The sequence below is a fragment of the Porticoccaceae bacterium LTM1 genome (assembly GCA_030252795.1).
Taxonomy (GTDB): domain Bacteria; phylum Pseudomonadota; class Gammaproteobacteria; order Pseudomonadales; family Porticoccaceae; genus SCSIO-12696.
The window spans coordinates 2,406,726-2,423,768 of record CP127080.1 but is presented as its reverse complement, the minus strand read 5'-3'; the positions used below and the strand labels follow the sequence as shown (position 1 = coordinate 2,423,768).

Below are 17,043 nucleotides of genomic sequence, written 5' to 3'. Positions count from 1 at the left end.
GGTAATCAGGCATATGCCTTGCTCCCCACCCTAACGCACTTGTTTATTTGCCTGTCAGGAGTGCCGGGATCTTTATTCTGTTATCTAATTAGAGCCTGTTGACACTACTATGGCATTTCAACTACCAGCTGGAGAGTAATATAAAAAAAGCCGGTTAATGAACCGGCTTTACAATAATTTGCAATAGCAGGAAAACGCTCTGATTCAGCACTCGATGATATTTACAGGTACCTCAACAACGTTAACCGCCAATCCACCACGGGAGGTCTCTTTGTACTTGGAGTGCATCTCCAGGCCCGTATCCCGCATGGTTTTAATGACTTTATCAAGAGAGACAAAGTGCTCTCCATCACCGCGCAGTGCCATACGGGCTGCGCTGATGGCCTTGATGGCTGCCATTGCGTTACGCTCGATACAGGGCACCTGAACCAATCCGCCCACTGGGTCGCAAGTCAGGCCAAGATTGTGTTCCATGCCGATCTCTGCAGCGTTTTCTACCTGGGCGGGTGTACCACCCAGAACTTCGGCCAGCGCACCGGCTGCCATGGAGCAGGCTGACCCGACTTCGCCCTGGCAACCTACTTCCGCTCCGGAAATAGATGCGTTGAGTTTATACAGGATGCCAATTGCGGCGGCAGTCAGCAGCATTTCAATGATGCCGTCTTCATTAGCGCCGGGAGTAAAGCGATCATAGTAGTGCATTACCGCCGGGATGATGCCCGCCGCTCCGTTAGTCGGTGAAGTCACCACCCGCCCACCGGCGGCGTTCTCTTCATTCACTGCCAGGGCGTAGAGGCTCACCCAGTCCAGTACACTGAGCGGGTCTGATAGTGCCGACTCTGGGCGTTGCATCAACTTTTGGTACAGTTGAGGAGCACGGCGGGGTACATTCAGTCCGCCTGGCAGTACTCCCTCATTTTTGATGCCATTGTCCACACACTCGCGCATAACCTCCCAGATTTTCAGCAGCTGTGCTCGAGTCTCTGCCTCAGGGCGCCAGGATTTTTCGTTCTCCCACATAATCTGGCTGATAGACATATTGTGCTTTTTACACAGCTCCAAAAGCTCGTTACCGGTTTTGAAGGGGTAAGGGAGTTTGGTGGCATCCTCAACAATCGGGTTGTCGTTGGACGCAGTTTTTTCATCCACTACAAAGCCGCCACCAACTGAGTAATAGGCTTTTTTAGAGATCTCTTCACCCTGAGCGTCGAACGCCGTAAACAGCATGCCGTTGGGGTGGTAGGGCAGGCTTTTGCGGCGGTGCAGGATCAGGTCGGTATCACGGTCAAATTTCAGGTTGTGTTCACCCAGTACCAGTAACTGCTTTTCGGCTTCCAGCTGGGTCATGCGATCGCGTATGGTAGCAACGTCGACTGTTTCCGGTGATTCACCTTGAAGCCCCAGTACCACCGCCTTGGGAGAACCGTGACCTTTGCCGGTAGCACCCAGGGAACCGTACAGTTCGGCTTTGATACGAGCGGTATTGGCCAGTGCGCCCGAGGCTTTCAGTTCCTGGGCAAACTCCAGGGCAGCCCGCATCGGACCGACGGTGTGGGAGCTGGAGGGGCCAATGCCAATCTTGAAAAGGTCAAATACGCTGAGTGCCATACTGCAAATCTCTATAGGGTCTTTATAAGTGTAGGGCGCGATTATCCTGAGTGTGCGGGCATTCCGCAACTAACGGGGTCTTATATTGAACGGTCATTAACCCGGCTTTCATGATTATCCCTTTCGCCGTATCCTATGCGGCTTCTTCACTCTATTGAATACCAAAGGAGTCCATTTTGACCCAGCTCGTTGAACTTCAGCCCGCCGTACTCTGGAAGCACTTCCAGGAATTGTGCAATCGCCCCCACCCTTCCAAGCAGGAACAGGCAGTGGTGGATTATGTGCTTGGCGTTGCCAAGGCAAGAGGGCTGGAGAGCAAAGTCGATAACGTGGGCAATGTGATTATCTCCAAACCAGCGACAGCGGGTATGGAAGACCGCGTTGGAGTGATTCTGCAAAGCCACCTCGACATGGTGCCACAGAAGAACGCCAGTTCCAGCCATAATTTTGCCACCGACCCGATCAAGGCGTATGTGGATGGAGAGTGGGTTACTGCCGAGGGAACCACCTTGGGCGCGGATAACGGCATTGGCTGCGCGGCTATGCTGGCGATGCTGGAATCTACAGATATTCCACACGGCCCATTGGAGGCGCTGTTTACCATTGACGAAGAGGCTGGAATGACCGGCGCCCAAGGGTTAGAGCCGGGCTGGTTGGAGGGCAAGATTCTCCTCAACCTGGATTCTGAGGACGAGGGTGAATTGTTTGTCGGCTGTGCCGGTGGGGTTGATGTAAATATCAAATTACCATTCCAGAGCGAGCCAGTAGACACTGGTTCTGTCGCGTTTGAAATGAACGTGGGCGGACTTGTGGGTGGTCACAGTGGCCTGAATATCAATGACGGTCGCGGCAACGCCAACAAGCTGACCAATCGCCTGTTGAGTGAGGCGGTCGAGCGTTTTGGAGTTGGTGTTTATCAGTTCAATGGCGGCACACTGCGCAATGCCATTCCGCGTGAAGCGTTTACCGGTATTACCGTGCCAGCGGAGCAAGTTGAAGCGTTCAAAGCCTATGTGGATGAGTTTGCCAGCTTGGCCCGTACCGAACTGTTGGGTGTCGACGACGGATTAACCGTAACCCTGGAAGCTGCCGAGCTGCCGGAGAAACAGATCGCTCGCGAATGTCTAAACAAATTTATCAAAGCCATGTACGCCTGTCCGAGTGGTGCGGCTCGTATGATCAGTGCGTTGCCTGGTGTGGTGGAGACATCCAACAATCTGGCGGTGGTGTTCTCGGATGACCAGTTTATCTATGTTCAGTGTTTGACCCGTAGCGCTGTCGACAGTGCTCGCGATGATTTTGCCCAGTCGGTAGCCAGTGCTTTTGAGTTGGCCGGTGCCGATGTCCATTTTGGCGGTGCGTATCCCGGCTGGACCCCCAAAATGGGGACTCCACTGTTGGAAATGATGGTTGCCAAGCACAATGAGCTGTTTGGCTATGAGCCAAAAGTTACGGTAATTCACGCAGGGCTTGAGTGCGGAATTTTGGGAGCGACCTATCCCCACTGGGATATGATCTCGTTTGGCCCAACCATTCGCGGTGCTCACTCACCGGATGAGAAAGTATTTATTCCGGCAGTGGCGAACTTCTGGCGTTACTTCAAAGCGGCACTGGAAGCGATACCTGCCAGTAATTAACTCTCAGGGTGGCATCAGCTGTTTACTCGGGCTATTGCCACCTCTTTTACTTAGTTAGTGCACACCCGGAAACTGACGTCATTCCCGCTTTCGCGGGAATGACGCTTTGTGCTTTTAGCGCTGTTTCCGGATGCAAAAAAGTTATTGCTGATCTACCAGCCTCTGCCACTCTTCAGCCGCTTCTGGTATCCCGTTTCGTGCCTTGATATACAGATTCAGCAGACGAATTTCATTGCATTGATATTCTTCTGTGGGAATAGCTGGTACTTCAATTAATTTAATTCCTTTGTTTTCAGTTACACACTCCAGGAAATATTCCTGAAAGTCACCTACAGTCGAGCAGACCCTTCCTTCGCCACCATAGGCTTTGACAAGTTGCAGAAAGTCGAAATCTTTATCAGAGCAATGGTAGATGGGAGCATCACCACTTTTGCCTAAATGAAAAATATTATTGCGCATAAGCACAATGGTGACTGGCAAATCATTCTTTAAAAAATGAATTAGCTCATTGGCCTGGAAGTGGAAGCCGCCGTCACCGGTAATTACAACAGTGCGATCATTGCTGCCAGTAGCTTTGATTTTTTCTGCACAAGCTCGCGCGTAGGGCAGGCTTGTGCCCATGGCGGCATACCAGGGGTTGGTTATCCAGCCGCGGCCTAGCTGTGGGTTCCGGGTGATTAAGCTGTAGCTGGCGAAATAGGAGTTGCCCACTTCTGGTAGATAGACATAGCGATTATGGTCTTGTTGTTGAATGCCATTGAGTACATCTGTCAGGTTGTGGAAATCAATTCGATCGTCTGATTCCCACTGCTGTGGAGAGCGCTCTATTGGCTGGTACGAAAAAGGAGAAACAGGCTTTTCCAACAGTAGTTGAAATACTTCGATTAAATCCCTTTCATTGTTGGCAGCGCCTTTCAGGATAGTTTTGTTGGCAAAGCGCTCAATGTGATGTGTGTCAGAACAGAAGGCGTTGTTGGCATCCTGAACGTGAATGCTCGACGCTACATCAAGTACATAATCTACCTCTGTTTCGATATACCGACGGCAGTCAGGATTGCTGAATGCTCCATTATAGGCTCCCAGGCAAAGAGGGTGACTTTCATCGAATATACCTTTTGCAAACCAGCTGGTGGCGAATGGAATATTTAACCGTTCACTGAATGCTAGCAATAACGCTTTGAGGTCTTTATTCAATTTAGCCTTTTCACCGATATACAACAGCGGGTTTTGAGCAATACTCAGTTTGCGCCATATGTCGTCGGCGATTGGCGCAGTACCATCCAGTAATTGATATTCCGGATACGCCAACAATGGAGATTCCGGCAATCGTATCGGCTGGGTTTTGGCGTTTACCAAATCCCGTGGTATTTCGATGAAGACGGGCTCTTTGTGAGTGTAGGCATGAGCGACTAATTGAAAAAAGCGTTCACCTGCTATGTTGGGCTGACCTTCGTTGCGCGCCCCTTGCAATCTTTCGGTACGCATACCCAAGCCGGCGAAAGCCCTTATGGCAGCGTTGTATTCGGTTTTCCAGGAGCCAGCGGAAGTGACAGTATGGTGAATGGCAATATCAGCAACTTCGCTTTCGCCCGGAGCACCGGATATGAAAATAACGGGTAGGCGCTCGGACATTGCCAGTGCGGCAGCGGAAGTGCAGGGCAGGCTGCCAACAGTATAAGTGGTCAAGCAAACGCCGAGGCTTTCTATTTCTGCCTGACCGCAGGCGGTGAAGCCAGCGTGCATTTCATTGCCAGAAGGTAGTACTTCAAGCCCGGTAGTGAGTGCCCCGATCAGATTGGCCGCAAAATCCCCCCCCACGCCATAAACCCGTTCACAACCAAAAAATTTGAGAATGTCGACAATGGTATTGCCAAGGGTTGGCAGCAAATCACTATATGCCTTTCCAAAGTTTTGCTCGTAAGGGTTGGGGGCAGTTATTGAGGCTTGGCTGGTCATGTCATCTCCTGAGTGTTGGCACTTGGGTCTATATCAGGAAGTGATTGTCTCTATTGGTGCTTTGGGAAAGGATGACTTGCGTCAATTGTGAAATTGACTACCCCTAACGCTAAAAAGCTTAAAGTGTAATTTCAACTTTACACTAGGCACCTAGGGCCCCCACAGTTGCAAACGCCAGCACCAGCCAGAGTATTGGCAATTTCAATGCTCGCAGAGTCAACAGGCCAGCTACTACCAGCGCCATATCGAAAGACGATGCGACGGAGCTGATAAAAAGCGGTTGATAGAGGGCTGCGATCAAAAGGCCGACCACTGAAGCGCTGATACCAGCAACGGCCCCGGCCAAATGGGGCTTTTGTACCAATCGCTGCCAATAGCCTTGCAGCCCCAGAATCAACAAAAAGCCGGGCAAAAAGATCATCAGAGTTGCGATCAGGGCCGCGAGTAGTGCCTGTTCTGGCATTAAACTGGCGCCCAGGTAGCTCGCTAGTGAAAACATTGGTCCCGGCATAGCTTGGGCTGCCGCATAGCCAGCCAGGAACTGATCGGCAGGTAAATTATCGGCTAGCAGGTTTTGCAATAGTGGCAGTACCACATGACCACCACCAAATACCCAACTGCCAGCCTGGAAAAACTGATTACTGAATTCAAACCAGATGTTGTGATTTGCCACCACAGGAAGGCCTAACAGCAGAGTGACAAAAAGAATCAGGGGAATCCGGCTTACACCCTTGCTGTTACCGGTTGGATTATTTGCTTGTTGAGCGCTCGCCATTCGCCAGCAGCCTAGTGCAGCAGCTGCCAACAACAAGCCGAATTGAGTGATTAAGCCGGGCAGTAGCCAGAGTCCCGCTGCGGTACCAACCGCCAGTATTTTGGTGATTTGCCGCTGGCAAAAGCTGTTCCACATGGTGAGAACTGCATCGGCAACCACTACCACGGCGAGTAACTTCAGTCCGTGAACCAACCCTTGATAGAGTTCGGTATTGAGCCACTGGCTGCCCATCACCGCCAGTCCATACATCAGCAAAAAGGAAGGCAGTGTAAAACCGATAAAAGCGAGTATCGCGCCCGCCAGACCACCGCGGTGATAGCCGATAGCGAATCCGACCTGGCTTGAGGCCGGCCCCGGCAGAAACTGGCTCAGTGCTACCAGCTGTTGGTAGTGGCTCTGGCTGACCCATTGATGCCGTTCGACAAATTCTCGTTGAAAGTAACCGAGGTGTGCGGCCGGACCACCAAAACTGTGGCAACCGAGTAGCAGGAAGTGTCTGAACAGCTCTACCATAAATGTCTGCCTTTGATTCAGGCCACGGTTGTTTGAAAGGGTAATGTTAAGTGAAAAATATAACGAAATGGGGACAAAAATTTTAAGTACTGCGCCTGGAGTCACTGACAACTGGCGCGGAATCAGGATAGAATGGCTTCAATTAATAAGCCACGGACGAGGACCTTGAAACTACCCAGTTGGTTTTCCCAGGATTATAAAAGCCTGCTCTATCGGGCATTTCCTTTTTTGGTTTGGGGAAAGGAGCTCGACAGGAGAACCCTGCATTACGACTTTCTAGCCGGCATTACCGGTGCCATTATTGTCTTGCCGCAAGGGGTAGCCTACGCTCTGATTGCCGGACTTCCGGCGCAATACGGCATTTACACCGCCATTGTCACCCCGATTATTGCCGGCCTGTTCGGTTCCTCCCGCCACCTTGTCTCTGGTCCTACCGCTGCTATTTCCATCATTGTCATGAAGATGACCAGTGACCTGGCTGCGGTGGGGACCGACGAATTTATCTCCCTTGCTCTTACACTAACGTTCTTGTGTGGCCTGATTCAGTTCTGCCTCGGGATTGCCCGGCTCGGCCATGTGATTAACTTTATTTCCCATACCGTGGTGATCGGATTTACCGCCGGAGCCGCGATATTAATTGCAGCCAGCCAGCTCAAGTACTTCTTTGGCGTTCCTATTGAGCAGGGTGCCAGTGTAACCAATACGGTTTCTACACTGATCGACTCGGCAGCAAACTTTAATTATTACGCCATTGCCATTGCATTGGTCACTATGGGGTCGGTGCTGGTGATCAGTTATCTTCGACCCCGATGGCCTGCCATGCTTATGGGGATGGTTATCGGCAGTATTCTGTGTGCGGTTCTGGGTGGTGAAAAAAATGGTATTTCGCTGGTTGGGGCGCTGCCGGGGACCTTGCCGGAGATCTCCGCACCCAATCTGACCTTTGATACCGTGTCGGCGGTCTTCCAGAGTGCTTTTGCAGTTGCGATCCTCGGCCTGGTGGAGGCGGTGTCGATCTCCCGTTCGGTGGCTGTTAACTCGGGACAGCGAATCAGTGGCAGTCGTGAGTTTGTCGGTCAGGGGCTTTCCAATATCGTCGGTAGTTTTTTCTCCTGCTACGCGGGCTCCGGTTCGTTTACACGCACAGGAGCCAACTATCACGCCGGTGCACAGACCCCCATGGCTGCCATATTTGCAGCCGCGATATTGGCATTGATTCTGGTTGTTGCACCCTGGTCAACAGCCTACCTGCCAATGCCGGCCATGGCGGGGTCGATTATGCTAATTGCCTGGAAACTGATCGATTTTCACCATATCAAAACCATTCTCAAGAGCAATCGCGAAGAGGTGATTATCCTTTTGGCGACCTTTGGCTCTACCGTCTTTGTTGAGCTGGAGTTTGCGATCTTTATTGGCGTAATTTTGTCGCTGGTAGTGTTTCTGCGCCGCACTTCCATGCCCAAAATTGTGGTGGTTTCCCCTCAGTCGCTGGAGTCTGGAACCGAGTTGCGGAGCATCAAACGCTATGGTTTGAAGGAGTGTCCCCAGCTGCGCATTGTTCGTATTGATGGTTCGATCTTTTTTGGCTCGGTCAATCACATTCAGGGTAAGTTGCAGCAGTTCTGTAATCGCAACACTCCGCAAAAGCACCTGATGTTACACTGCACGGGAATTAACCTGATTGATATTGCCGGCGTGGAAATGTTGCTCAACGAACAGAGACGCTTGAAAAACCTCGGCGGTAGCCTGACTTTTTGTGCGCTCACTAACATCGTCAAAGACGACGTGGCGAAAATTGGCGGGCTGGAAAAACTTGGCGCCAAAAACTTTTACTCCTCTGTGGATGTTGCCCTGAAAATTCTGGTGCCCACACTTGAAAAACCTATTTGTGATGATTGTCAGGTACGAGTGTTCAACCAATGCCCGTTGCCTCCGAGTATTTCCAATCAGTTGAGGTTTATGGATTTAGAGCCACAACCGGTTACTGTTAAAGAGCCGGCTGATACCCCTTCAAGTTGAAGTTAAATATGGGTAGGCACCGTAACCGTTTTGAGGAGCTGCCATGCAACACTGGCGCTGGCTGGTATTTCTTTTTACGTTTTCTTCCCTGACTCATGCCGAGCAGATTCGGGTGGCGGTGGCATCCAATTTCGCCCCTGTTGCTGAACAGCTCAGTGCGCGGTTTGAATTGCACAGTGGTCATAAAGTCATTTTGGCCTTTGGTTCTACGGGAAAACATTACGCTCAAATTGCAAACGGGGCTCCCTTTGACCTGTTTCTGGCGGCGGACAGCCGTCGCCCTGAATTATTGGAAAAAGAGGGCAGGGCCATTAAGGGGGGGCGTGCCAGTTATGCCATTGGGCGATTGGTGTTGTGGAGTGCCGATAGCAGTCTCGTTGATTCAAACGGTGAAGTGCTAAAGCAGGGTAATTTTGAGCGACTTGCAATTGCCAACCCACGATTGGCCCCATACGGACAAGCAGCCCAGGAGTTGTTGGAATCGCTGGGAGTTCGAGAGTCGAGCCAGAGCAAGTTGGTGCGCGGTGAAAATATCAGTCAAACCCTTCAATTTGTTCGCAGTGGCAATGCGCAATTGGGATTGATTTCGCTGTCGCAGCTCAAATCCCTCCAGCCTAAAGGCTCCTGGTGGTTACCACCCTCAGATTCCTACACCGCGATTGATCAGCAAATGGTGCAGCTGACCGACAAGCCAGAAGCCACCGCATTTTGGGTATACATAAAATCTGAAGAAGCACAGAAAATAATCGCAGAATATGGGTATGATCTGCCCGAACCCACACAATAAAAACCCTCAATGAACGAATTGATCTCTGCCGCCGATATTTCTGCAGTCTGGCTGACACTGAAGCTGGCGCTTGTGACAACCATGGTACTGATGTTGCTTGGCACACCACTGGCCTGGTGGTTGTCACGTACATCAATGCGTGGCAAGTCCCTGATTGAAGCATTGATTGCATTACCTCTTGTGCTCCCTCCAACTGTACTTGGTTTTTATCTGTTGGTGTTGCTGGGTGCCAATGGGCCTTTGGGCGATTGGTCGTTGGCATTTACATTTCCAGGTCTGGTTATCGGCTCCTTTATCTATTCGCTGCCTTTTGTAGTGCAGCCGCTACAAAATGCTTTTGCCGCGATTGGATCACGCCCACTGGAAGTGGCAGCAACATTGCGTGCCTCACCTTGGGACCAATTCGCGTCTGTTGTACTTCCCCTGGCTGCCCCCGGTTTTCTGACGGCTGCGGTGCTGGGGTTTGCTCATACCGTGGGTGAGTTCGGTGTGGTGTTGATGATCGGTGGCAATATTCCCGGTGAAACCCAGGTGTTGTCGATTGCGATTTACGATCATGTCGAAGCCATGGACTATCGAAGCGCTCACTGGCTGGCGGGTGGATTGATGCTGTTTTCCCTTTTGATTCTGATGCTGGTGTATCGAGCCAATCGCCGCCAGCATTTTGCAGTTGGTGCCCGGGTATGAGCGAGGGTATAAGTAAGGCTATGAGCATCAGGGCCAGCTTCAAAATTGTTCGGGAGTCATTTTCCCTGGATGTGGATTTTGAGGCTCCTGCTAAGGGCGTAACCGCCATTTTGGGGGCATCCGGCTGTGGTAAAACCACTTTGTTGCGAGCCATTGCCGGGCTGGAATATGACCCTGATGGCTATTGCCTCATAGGTGATTTAGCCTGGCAACAGGCTAAGCAAAGCCTGCCGACTCATCAGCGTGAGCTGGGTTATGTGTTTCAGGAGGCGAGCCTGTTTTCACATTTAAGTGTTGAAGGCAATCTTAAATACGGGTTTAGACGCATCGCCGATCAGCAGCGTCGTGTCGCCTTTGACGAAGCCGTGTCCCTGCTGGGGCTGGAAAAATTACTCAGCCGCCGACCAGATAATCTGTCTGGCGGAGAGCGTCAGCGAGTGGCCATTGCCCGTGCGCTGTTAACCAGCCCGAGGCTATTGCTGATGGATGAGCCTCTCACCGGGCTGGACTCTCGAAGTAAGGCAGAGATCTTGCCTTACCTGGAAAAACTGCATCGCAAGCTGGAGATCCCGGTACTTTATGTCAGTCACTCCCAGGATGAAGTGGCGCGTCTGGCCGACCACCTGGTACTGATGGAACAGGGGCGAGTAATAGCCAGTGGGCCTGTTGCCGAAATGCTGGCGCGAACCGATCTGCCTCTGGCGCAGCAAGACGATGCAGAAACAATTATCGAAACGACAGTCAGCGATCTAGATGATCACTACCATTTGATCCATCTGCAGTTTGCCGGCGGCCTGTTTACAGTGCCCGGAAGCGGTTTGAGTGTTGGCCAGCCGGTTAGGGTGCGAGTGATGGCGCGGGATGTCAGCCTGTCTCTGCAGCCACCGGTGGACAGTTCGATTTTGAACTGTCTGGCTGCGGAAGTAATTGACCTGACTCCGGTCTCGGCTGCACAGGTAGTGATAAGGCTCAATGCCGGCGGGGTGGAAATGCTGGCACGAATTACCCGCAAATCCGCCGAACAATTAAATATTCAGCCAGGCAGTAATCTGTATGCGCTGGTTAAAAGCATTGCGCTGCTATCTTGAAGATAGTTGGCCATATTGAATTAAAGAATCAAAAACCATGATTGATCCTATCATTATTCTCATTGCCCTCATCGCCGGGTTGGCCGTTCGCCAGATCGGGTTCCCGCCGCTGCTGGGTTATCTGGTGGCCGGGTTTGTGATTCACGCCATCGGAATAGAAACGGGTCCTTTGATCGACCAGATCGCCAGTGCCGGTGTCACGTTGCTGTTGTTTGCCATTGGCCTGAAGTTGAATCTCCGCGACTTGGCTTCCATCCAGGTATGGGGTGTGGGAACGGCAGCGATGGCGATTGGTATTCCGCTGCTTGCTGGAGCGGTTGCACTGTTGTTGATGTTGTTGCCGGGGCAGTTGCCACTGGATCAATCCACACTGTGGACGCTGGCGTTTGCACTCTCTTTTTCCAGCACAGTTTTTGCTGTGAAGATTTTTGAGGAAAGTGGTGAAAGTGCAGCCCTGCACGCCAAGATTGCCATTGGAATTTTGATTATTCAGGATTTGGCGGCAGTAATATTTCTGGCGCTGAGCGCCGGCAAATTTCCAGACTGGCCTGCGCTGGGTTTGCTGCTGCTGATACCTCTGCGGCCGCTGATTATTCGTGTATTTCGGCTTTGCGGTCACGGCGAGTTGCTCACCCTGTTTGGTATCGCCGTGGCGTTTGGCGGTTACTCATTGTTTGAGTTTTTTCAAATCAAGGGTGACCTCGGCGCTCTGATGCTTGGGGTGCTGCTGGGTGGTACCAATAAAACCACAGAGTTGGGCAAAAACCTGCTGACCCTGAAGGACCTGTTTCTGGTGGGCTTTTTTGTCGGCATCGGCCTGAAGGGAATGCCGGACTTAAATATGTTGTTTATGGCATTGGCATTGGCCGTAGTGATGCTGATTAAATTGCCGCTGTTTTACGGCCTGCTGGCGGCAACCCGCCTGCGTGCGCGAACTTCGTTGCTGACGGCACTGCCACTGACCAACTACAGTGAATTTGGACTGATTGTGGCGGCAATGGTGGCAGGCAGTGGCCTGATCAGTGATCAGTGGGTCGTGACACTGGCGGTCGCTCTGGCGCTCTCGTTTGTTCTCGCGGTTCCTTTCAACGCCCGCTCCCATCAAATTTATCGCAAGTTTCGTGGCCGCTGGCCCGAGAGTATGCACCGCCTCTCCTTCGAGCAGCCAGTAAACCTGGATGGCGCATCGGTTTTGGTGATGGGGATGGGCCGTGTCGGTCGCGGAGCCTATCGCTATCTGCGAGACGTTTATGGTGACAAGGTAATGGGGGTGGAAGAGGCCGCCAATCGTTTGCCGAAATTGGCCAGTGAAGGTTATAGAGTGGTCAGTGGAGACGCTACGGACCGCGACTTCTGGGATCAGGTGGATCTACCGAATATCAACCTGGTGATGGTGAGCCTGACCAATCACTCGGAAAACCTGTCGGTTTGCAACTTGCTGGAGAGCATGAATTATTCCGGCCAAATCGCTGTGATTGCGCGATTCCCGGATGAGCAGCAGGAGCTTAGTGCGCGTGGCTGGATTACCTTTAATCTATATGCTGAGGCAGGACACGGTTTTGCAGAACATGTGGTTCAGCAGTTGGATAGTGCGTGAAGAGCGAATTAACTGGATGTCAAACATGCCATGAAAGATAAAGTTATAGCGACGGTAGTTGTAATATTTTTTATTTTGCTGGCATTCGCAGCGAGCCTTTTAAAGTCTTCATTTAATGTGGATGGCTCTACAACGGAACTATTATCGAAAGATAATATTTTAAAAGCTCTTAGAGTGTTCACATTTGTTTCTATTGCTATTGCAGTTTTTTTCTTTGCTTGCAAAACCGATAAATAGTGAACTTAGTATTAATAATCATGAACGCTACTCTAAGGGGTTCATGACCAAGATGGTAATATGGCTATCTTTCTATATCAGCCTGCTGTATCCTCCGCGCCTTGACGTCATCCGGTCGGCATCATAACTAACCAGTTTTACGCTGAAACATTTTCAGCACTCATCAGGTACCTTGACCGGCCTCTTCCAAGAGCTGGTTCCTCCCGTATCGATTGATACATTTTTACGTAAGTACTTTTACATAAGTAATCAGGATTTTTATGTCTTTTGACCAACTTGGCCTGCGCGCCGAGCTGTTGGCGGCTATTGCTGCCCAGGGCTATAGCACACCTACCCCCATTCAGGCGCAAGCCATTCCGCTCGTACTGCAGGGCCGTGATGTGCTGGCCGGAGCGCAAACCGGTACCGGTAAAACTGCCGGTTTTACTTTGCCATTGCTGCACTTGCTGAGCAGTCGCGGAAAGCCACATAGGGGGCCCAAACCCCGCGCGTTGGTGTTGACACCAACACGGGAATTGGCCGCTCAGGTAGGGGAGAGCGTGGAAAACTATGGTGGGAAGTTACCACTCAAGTCCCAGGTGATTTTTGGTGGCGTTAACATCAACCCCCAGATCGATCGATTGCGTCGTGGAGTTGATATTCTGGTGGCTACTCCTGGCCGCCTGCTGGATCACGCCGGACAGAAAACCCTGGATCTGTCGGGGGTAGAGATTCTGGTGCTGGATGAAGCTGACCGTATGCTGGATATGGGCTTTATTCACGATATTCGCCGGGTGCTGAAGTTGTTGCCGGGCAAACGCCAAAACCTGTTGTTTTCGGCGACCTATTCCAATGAGATCAAACAGCTGGCCGATGGCATTCTCAACAATCCGGCAGAAGTGGAAGTGGCGCGTCGCAATACCGCTGCCGAGACCGTCAGTCAATTGGTTTATCCGGTGGCGCAAAATCAGAAGCGGGAATTGTTGTCAAAGTTGATCAGCGATGGAAATTGGCACCAGGTGCTGGTGTTTACCCGAACCAAACATGGTGCTAACCGTCTCGTAAAACAGTTGGAAAGTGATGGTATAACGGCGGCCGCCATTCACGGCAACAAAAGCCAGAACGCCCGCACCCAGGCACTGGCCGGCTTTAAAGCGGGCAAAGTGCGCACTCTGGTGGCTACGGATATTGCTGCTAGAGGTATCGATATCGACAAGCTGCCCCACGTGGTCAATTACGAGTTGCCCAATGTCTCTGAAGACTATGTGCACAGAATTGGTCGTACCGGTCGCGCTGGAGCAGAAGGTCAGGCGGTGTCGTTGGTGTCAGCAGAAGAGAATAAGTTGCTGAATGCCATTGAGAAGCTGATTAAACGCAAGATTGACCGGCAGGTGGTGGACGGATTCGAGCAGGAAACCGCTGAGCAGTTGGCGGCCAAACCAAAACCTCAACCTCGCGGACGAGGACGATCGAACAATAAGCCAACTTCCAATCGAGATAGCCAGGAAAAAACGGATCGCCCTCGTCGGGCTCGCCGTCGTAAACCGGCGCGCAAGTCAGTGGCTTGATGCCCTGCAATTAGCGTTTTTGAGGGGTAAAAATTCAGTGGATAGGAATAGATGCTGGATTTTTACCCATCTTTACGCTTCAGCTACCCAACTTAACATTGACCTGTCCCATAATTCACTCCATCGAAACACCGCGCATTAACAAACGCACTCAACAAACGAAGGAGAAAGGTCATGATTGTTATGTACACTATTTTTGCTATTACCGGGTTGCTGATGTCGGCCATTGCTGCTGATGACCTGAAGGACAGTATCAAATGATGTTAATCGCTGGCCACCAGCTGATCGAATAAAGCCCTGCCATATCGGTGGGGCTTTTTTTTTGGGAGATGATTTTAGACGTGCCTTTTAGATGATTTCGTGACGGCGTACGTCGACTCGTTCTTACTCAGTGTGTAGGTTACACTGCGACTATCTTTTGGGGGATCAATAATGAGAATTAAAAACAGTTTTGGAGTAGTGTTCGCTGCCGCCATCACTCTGACGGGTTGCGGCACATTGAGTGAGTCTGAATGCCTGACCGCCGATTGGCAACTGATCGGCTTTGAGGATGGCGCACGCGGCCTGCCTTCCAGTCGAATCGCTGAACATCGTAAAGCCTGTGCCGATTACGGTATTACCCCGGATTTTGACGCTTACCGCACCGGCCATGCTGAAGGACTGCGCGAGTACTGCACTCCGGCCAATGGTTTTGAGTTGGGCAAGCGCGGCGGCCGATACAACGGCTTCTGCCCCCAGGATCTCGAAAACGAATTTCTGGATGCTTTCCACCTCGGTCAGGATCACTTTGCTTTTACCAGTGTAATCAGCCAATACGCTGGCTCAATCGCCAGCAGTCATTCACGTATCAAAAAGCTCAGCGAGATGGTGAAAGAGAAAGAAGCAGCGGTGATCAGTGACAAAACTACCGAAAAACGCCGAGCCGAACTGTTGGATGAAATTAAGGAACACCAGCAGGAAATTGGTGAACTGGAAGTAAAAGTGGTTGAACTGGAAAAGCTGAAAGCGGTAAAAGAAGCTGAGTACAGTGAGATACCGTTGCCGTCTTTTTATCGTTGAGTGACCTGCAATAAGTGAGTGGTATGTATTTCGATTTTGAAGAGCTTTCTGCCAACCAGCGCTACTTTACGATGATCCAGAGCGTGCTGCCTCGGCCCATCGCCTGGATCCTGTCGAATAATGGCGATGGCGGTTACAACCTGGCGCCGTTTTCCTATTTCAATGCTATCTGTTCCGATCCGCCACTGTTGATGGTTTCCATTGGCCACAAGCCCACCGGTGAAAAGAAAGACACCATTGTGAACCTTACCGAACGCAAACATTGTGTGGTGCATATTCCCCATCGAGAGCAAGCGGCGATGGTTACAGAGACGTCTCGCACTCTGGCTCACGGAGAATCTGAACTTGCCAATGTCGATCTGGAACTGACCGAGTTTGAAGGCTTCTCTATTCCCAGAGTGAAAGACTGTCGATTGGCCTATGCTTGTGAGTTGTACGAGGTGAAAGAGATCGGCAATGGGCCGCAGACATTGCTGTTTCTCGAAATCAAAGGCTTGTTTGTGGATGACCGGGCAGTAGAGACCGACTCCAGGGGCAGGCACAAAATCAATGCCGAACGAATAGACCCGTTGGCGCGCTTGGGTGGCACGGAGTACGGCACACTGGGCGGAATCATCGATATACCGCGCCCCAAATAAATTAGTGTTAACAGGCCCTGACACAGGAGCAGATCATGAGTGAGTCCATTGCGCATACACTGGGAATTATTCCCGCCATTGTGTTTCCCTGTGCAGCATTAGTTCAGCTGCTGGCGATGTTGAAACGCGGCTACGCCGGCAGTGTAAGTGCACTGGCCTGGTGGCTGTTTGCAGTAGCCAATATCTGTCTGTACATCTACACCCAGAAATACCTCGACTGGGTCGCCATTGTGGCCTTTCTCGGTACTGCCTCCCTGAATATTGCCGTTGCCCTCACTGTGACCCGGTTGAGAAAGGCGAATCTGGAGCAGCAGCCCCCCCGAAGTTGAGTACTCCGGCTAGAGCCATGGTTGAAAAATCGCCAATCGTCGCCACATAGACAATATTGCCTAAACAAATCCTCTAACCTTTCGAGGTCACGCCATGCGCGCACTGTTGTTGCTGTTTATTGTTATGCCCATTGTCGAGATGTGGCTGCTGATCGAAGTGGGTGGCGTGATAGGCGCGGCGCCGACCATCGGACTGGTGCTGCTCACTGCCGCTATCGGTTTTGCTATGTTGCGCAAGCAAGGCTTTGATACCCTCAGTCGCAGCAACCTGAAGATGCAGCGTGGCGAGCTGCCGGCCCAGGAGATGGTTGAGGGGTTGATGTTGGCGGTGAGCGGCGCGCTGCTGCTGACCCCGGGGTTTGTCACCGATGCCATCGGTTTTGCCGGATTGACGCCCGCCTTTCGCCGTTGGCTGTTCAAGAAACTCAGTACCCGAATGACCGTTACCAGTCACACAAGCTGGCAGGGTGGCCAGGTTTACGAACATCGCACCGAGACCAAGTCGTCGCGCAATGATTCAAATGTTCTGGAGGGGGATTATCGTCGTGAGGATTGAGTTCTCAGGC

Annotated in this window: 15 protein-coding genes; 12 read left to right on the top strand and 3 right to left on the bottom strand. The window is 51.5% G+C overall.

Translation table 11 applies throughout. The features are described 5' to 3' along the window. Positions 1-204: 204 nt before the first annotated feature. On the bottom strand, positions 205-1,608 hold the full coding sequence (locus tag QP938_10570; GenBank protein ID WIO73733.1) for an L-serine ammonia-lyase: 1,404 nt from the start codon (positions 1,606-1,608) through the stop codon (positions 205-207). Between the two features lie 176 nt (positions 1,609-1,784). Between QP938_10570 and QP938_10565 the strand changes: the two genes are divergently transcribed. Next, positions 1,785-3,245, top strand: coding sequence for an aminoacyl-histidine dipeptidase (locus QP938_10565; GenBank protein ID WIO73732.1), 1,461 nt, complete (start codon positions 1,785-1,787; stop codon positions 3,243-3,245). Positions 3,246-3,386: 141 nt separating this feature from the next. On the opposite strand, the gene QP938_10560 is transcribed toward QP938_10565, so the two are convergent. Together QP938_10560 and chrA are read right to left on the bottom strand one after the other, a co-directional pair. Next, positions 3,387-5,201, bottom strand: coding sequence for a thiamine pyrophosphate-dependent enzyme (locus tag QP938_10560; protein WIO73731.1), 1,815 nt, complete (start codon positions 5,199-5,201; stop codon positions 3,387-3,389). A 142-nt stretch (positions 5,202-5,343) separates the two neighbouring features. Further along, positions 5,344-6,489: a chromate efflux transporter gene (gene chrA / locus QP938_10555; GenBank protein ID WIO73730.1), complete on the bottom strand. Its 1,146-nt coding sequence runs from the start codon at positions 6,487-6,489 to the stop codon at positions 5,344-5,346. 165 nt (positions 6,490-6,654) lie between these two features. On the opposite strand from chrA, the gene QP938_10550 reads away from it, so the two are divergent. The 11 genes from QP938_10550 to QP938_10500 all read left to right on the top strand — a co-directional run bounded on the left by QP938_10550 (position 6,655) and on the right by QP938_10500 (position 17,033). Then, positions 6,655-8,508, top strand: coding sequence for a SulP family inorganic anion transporter (locus tag QP938_10550; protein ID WIO73729.1), 1,854 nt, complete (start codon positions 6,655-6,657; stop codon positions 8,506-8,508). Positions 8,509-8,551: 43 nt separating this feature from the next. Then, positions 8,552-9,295, top strand: a complete 744-nt coding sequence (gene modA / locus QP938_10545; protein WIO73728.1) for a molybdate ABC transporter substrate-binding protein — start codon at positions 8,552-8,554, stop codon at positions 9,293-9,295. Between the two features lie 9 nt (positions 9,296-9,304). Beyond that, positions 9,305-9,982: a molybdate ABC transporter permease subunit gene (modB, locus tag QP938_10540; protein ID WIO73727.1), complete on the top strand. Its 678-nt coding sequence runs from the start codon at positions 9,305-9,307 to the stop codon at positions 9,980-9,982. Further along, on the top strand, positions 9,979-11,070 hold the full coding sequence (modC, locus tag QP938_10535; GenBank protein ID WIO73726.1) for a molybdenum ABC transporter ATP-binding protein: 1,092 nt from the start codon (positions 9,979-9,981) through the stop codon (positions 11,068-11,070). Before modB ends, modC begins: the two co-directional genes overlap by 4 nt. Before the next feature lie 37 nt (positions 11,071-11,107). After that, positions 11,108-12,667 carry a cation:proton antiporter gene (locus QP938_10530; GenBank protein ID WIO73725.1) on the top strand — a complete coding sequence of 520 codons (1,560 nt, stop codon included), beginning with the start codon at positions 11,108-11,110 and terminating at the stop codon, positions 12,665-12,667. Positions 12,668-12,697: 30 nt separating this feature from the next. Continuing rightward, complete coding sequence (locus tag QP938_10525) at positions 12,698-12,904, top strand: hypothetical protein (GenBank protein ID WIO73724.1); 207 nt, start codon at positions 12,698-12,700, stop codon at positions 12,902-12,904. A gap of 260 nt (positions 12,905-13,164) precedes the next feature. Continuing rightward, positions 13,165-14,451, top strand: a complete 1,287-nt coding sequence (locus QP938_10520; GenBank protein WIO73723.1) for a DEAD/DEAH box helicase — start codon at positions 13,165-13,167, stop codon at positions 14,449-14,451. 432 nt (positions 14,452-14,883) lie between these two features. Next, positions 14,884-15,510, top strand: a complete 627-nt coding sequence (locus QP938_10515; GenBank protein ID WIO73722.1) for a DUF2799 domain-containing protein — start codon at positions 14,884-14,886, stop codon at positions 15,508-15,510. 23 nt (positions 15,511-15,533) lie between these two features. Further along, on the top strand, positions 15,534-16,148 hold the full coding sequence (locus QP938_10510; GenBank protein ID WIO73721.1) for a flavin reductase family protein: 615 nt from the start codon (positions 15,534-15,536) through the stop codon (positions 16,146-16,148). 35 nt (positions 16,149-16,183) lie between these two features. After that, complete coding sequence (locus QP938_10505; protein WIO73720.1) at positions 16,184-16,477, top strand: hypothetical protein; 294 nt, start codon at positions 16,184-16,186, stop codon at positions 16,475-16,477. A gap of 94 nt (positions 16,478-16,571) precedes the next feature. Then, positions 16,572-17,033 carry an FxsA family protein gene (locus QP938_10500; protein WIO73719.1) on the top strand — a complete coding sequence of 154 codons (462 nt, stop codon included), beginning with the start codon at positions 16,572-16,574 and terminating at the stop codon, positions 17,031-17,033. The last annotated feature ends 10 nt before the right edge of the window (positions 17,034-17,043 follow it).